The organism is Candidatus Cloacimonadota bacterium (assembly GCA_034661015.1).
Lineage (GTDB): Bacteria > Cloacimonadota > Cloacimonadia > JGIOTU-2 > JGIOTU-2 > JAYEKN01.
The window spans coordinates 1-2,717 of the sequence record JAYEKN010000005.1; the positions used below are offsets into that span (position 1 = coordinate 1).

The 2,717-nt window shown below is 34.8% G+C and carries 3 protein-coding genes; all 3 read left to right on the plus strand.

Going from position 1 to position 2,717, the window contains the following annotated elements:
• Positions 1–23 precede the first annotated feature (23 nt).
• From U9P79_00075 to U9P79_00085, 3 genes are read left to right on the plus strand one after another with little or no spacing between them, the layout of a single operon-like run.
• Complete coding sequence (locus U9P79_00075) at positions 24–776, plus strand: TPM domain-containing protein (protein ID MEA2103030.1); 753 nt, start codon at positions 24–26, stop codon at positions 774–776.
• Positions 776–1,339, plus strand: coding sequence for a hypothetical protein (locus tag U9P79_00080; GenBank protein ID MEA2103031.1), 564 nt, complete (start codon positions 776–778; stop codon positions 1,337–1,339). Before U9P79_00075 ends, U9P79_00080 begins: the two co-directional genes overlap by 1 nt.
• Before the next feature lie 17 nt (positions 1,340–1,356).
• Positions 1,357–2,643: a TolC family protein gene (locus U9P79_00085; GenBank protein ID MEA2103032.1), complete on the plus strand. Its 1,287-nt coding sequence runs from the start codon at positions 1,357–1,359 to the stop codon at positions 2,641–2,643.
• The last annotated feature ends 74 nt before the right edge of the window (positions 2,644–2,717 follow it).

Below are 2,717 nucleotides of genomic sequence, written 5' to 3' on the forward strand. Positions count from 1 at the left end.
AACGGATAGATAGGAAATAATTTATGAAATTAATCAACAAAAGAAAACATTTTTTTATATTACTTTTTTTTATTCTCATTTCATCTGCGCTTATAGGTAAAATAGTATATCCAAAGCCAAAAGGATTTGCAAATGATTTTGCCGGAGTAATATCCGGTTCTGTAATCAAACAGCTTGATAATATAGCGATTGAACTGAAACAGAAAACAGATTTTGGACTTGCGGTTGCCGTGGTTCCCGATCTGCAAGGTGAAGATCCGGATCGTTATGCAACCGACCTTTATGCGAAATGGGGTGTTGGAAGCAAAAAAACCGATGCAGGAGTTCTGCTCCTTATTGCAGTGAAAGAACGAAAATTAAAAATTGAAACCGGATACGGTGCAGAAGGATTTTTACCTGATGGACTTTGTGGGCAGATTGCAGATGATTATATTGTTCCTTACCTGAAAAAAAATGATTGGAATAAGGGAGTTCTGCAAGGGACACTTGCCCTCGCATCTGTTGCTGCAAAGAACTATGGCGTTCAACTTACCGGAGTTCCCAAAGAAATCCCGCATCGGGAAGGATCTGCTACAGGTGCAATAATTAAGTTCATTATTACTTTGCTTGTCATATCTCTTTTTATGCGTGGTAGAATCGGATTTTTGCCCTTGCTTTTGCTTGGTGGTTTGGGTGGCAGATCCGGTGGTTGGTCTGGTGGAGGCAGTGGTTTTGGTGGTTTTGGAGGTTTCGGTGGTGGACTCAGCGGGGGCGGAGGAATCGGACGGAGTTTCTAATGCCTTGGTATTTGATAATTATCAGTTTCTTTCTGAATATCTTTTTTGGAATATTTTTTTGCTACTTTTTACTCCTGATATTCTTTCATCCGAGAAAACGTAAATTGCTGGGAGTGAAACTTCCCTTTGGTCTTTTGTACCTTTTACGCGATAAATTATCAAATAAAATTTCGGAACAACTAACAACTTACATTGAAATTAATCACGAAGAATTTGAAAATTCAAAACCGAGAGAATTCGCTCTCAATTTTTCAGGAAAAATTATCGGGTGGTTAAACAATCACATTTTCAAATATGTGCCGGAATTTATATGTGAAAAAGTGCGGAAGTTCATCACTGACATAACGCTTCATTTTGCAAGGGAATTAATTTGTGTTTTTGTTCCGGAGATTCTGGAAAGATATATGATCAAAGAAAGAATCCTCGAAATTCTATCAGATGAAAATATCAAATTTGTGGAAAGTAAAGCAAAGTTGTATCTCACTAAACCGCTTGTAATTTTAGGTGGTTTGCTGGGCTTGATGTTTGCCATTTGTAATATAATTTATTTAATAATAATATAACTTTTAGGTGGTAGCAAATGAAAATAAAAAAAATCGCAGTAATTTTGATTGGAATAATTACTATTTGTTCCGGTGTTATTTTTGCAGAGACTTTGAGCATTCACAAAGCAATTCAATCCGGCTTGAAAAATTCATATTCGATGATTCAACAAAACTATGAGTTGGAACAGTCAAAAAATAATCTGTATTCATCCTTTCTGAATATTTTGCCGACTGCACAGTATGGCATATCCAGCACAACGTCTGATGGGACAACCAACAAAAGTGGCTCGATAAGTTTATCCGAATCCATATCCAGCAATGACTACCGCTATTTTTCCATAAAAAAAGACGTATCTTCTCTTAAACAGGAAAAGTTGAATAACGAAATAAATCGGAAAAACTTCATCTATGATGTTATTTCAAAATACATTGACGTTTTGAAAGCAAAAAAATATTTGAAAATTTCAGCCCAAAAAGTAAAGCAATCAAAAATGGATATGTCGCATACACAGACACTTTTTGACAATGGAAAAGCTTCGACGCTTGATGTGGAGCAGGCAAAAATCAGTTTATACCAAGTAAAAATTGATTCGATGCAAGCTTCTAACAATTACGAAAACAGCATAACCAATCTTTGCTTTTTTATCAACATCTCCGATAGGGAGAATTACGAATTCGAGGATTTGGATTTTGAACTTGCAGATGAATCCCGTAGGATGACTATCCAACGGGATGAATCTAATCCTGTTTTTATCGAAGAAAATAATTTATCAATTGAATATTCGAAAGAAAGTTTGAAGCAAGCAAAGTTGAGCTATTTTGAAGATAAATTAAGCTTTTTACCCACAATGAGATTTTCAATGAGCAAAAATTGGAATTGGGGAGAAGTTGATAAGATAGTGAATGATTTTAACTCATCAAATTCCAGTTCCTATACGTTGTCTCTTTCATATCCGCTTCTAAATCCCTTAACAAATTATCCTTCATACAGATCTTCAAAATTGGATCTAAAAATATCTAAACTGAATCTGAAAAATATAAAAAAAGAGAAAAATAATGATTTTGCATATCAAGTGAAATTATTACAACAGCAAATGAAAAACCTTGAACTACTAAAAAGACAGGAAAAATTGACTGAAAGACATTTTGATCTGACCCGTCAAAAGTATCAACTCGGGAAAGTGGATTTGTCGGATATGGAATCAGAACGCGAAAAACTTTTTACTGCCAAATTTGATAATATTCGCGCCTATTATGAATTGATCCTCTTGCAGGAAAAAATAAATATGATAACGAACCAGAAATTATTAGGAAGTTATTAAAGTGGTCAAAAATGCTATGGGTAAGGTGAACCCGTTTTTTGCACACCATCACATTCAACACAATCCATAAAATC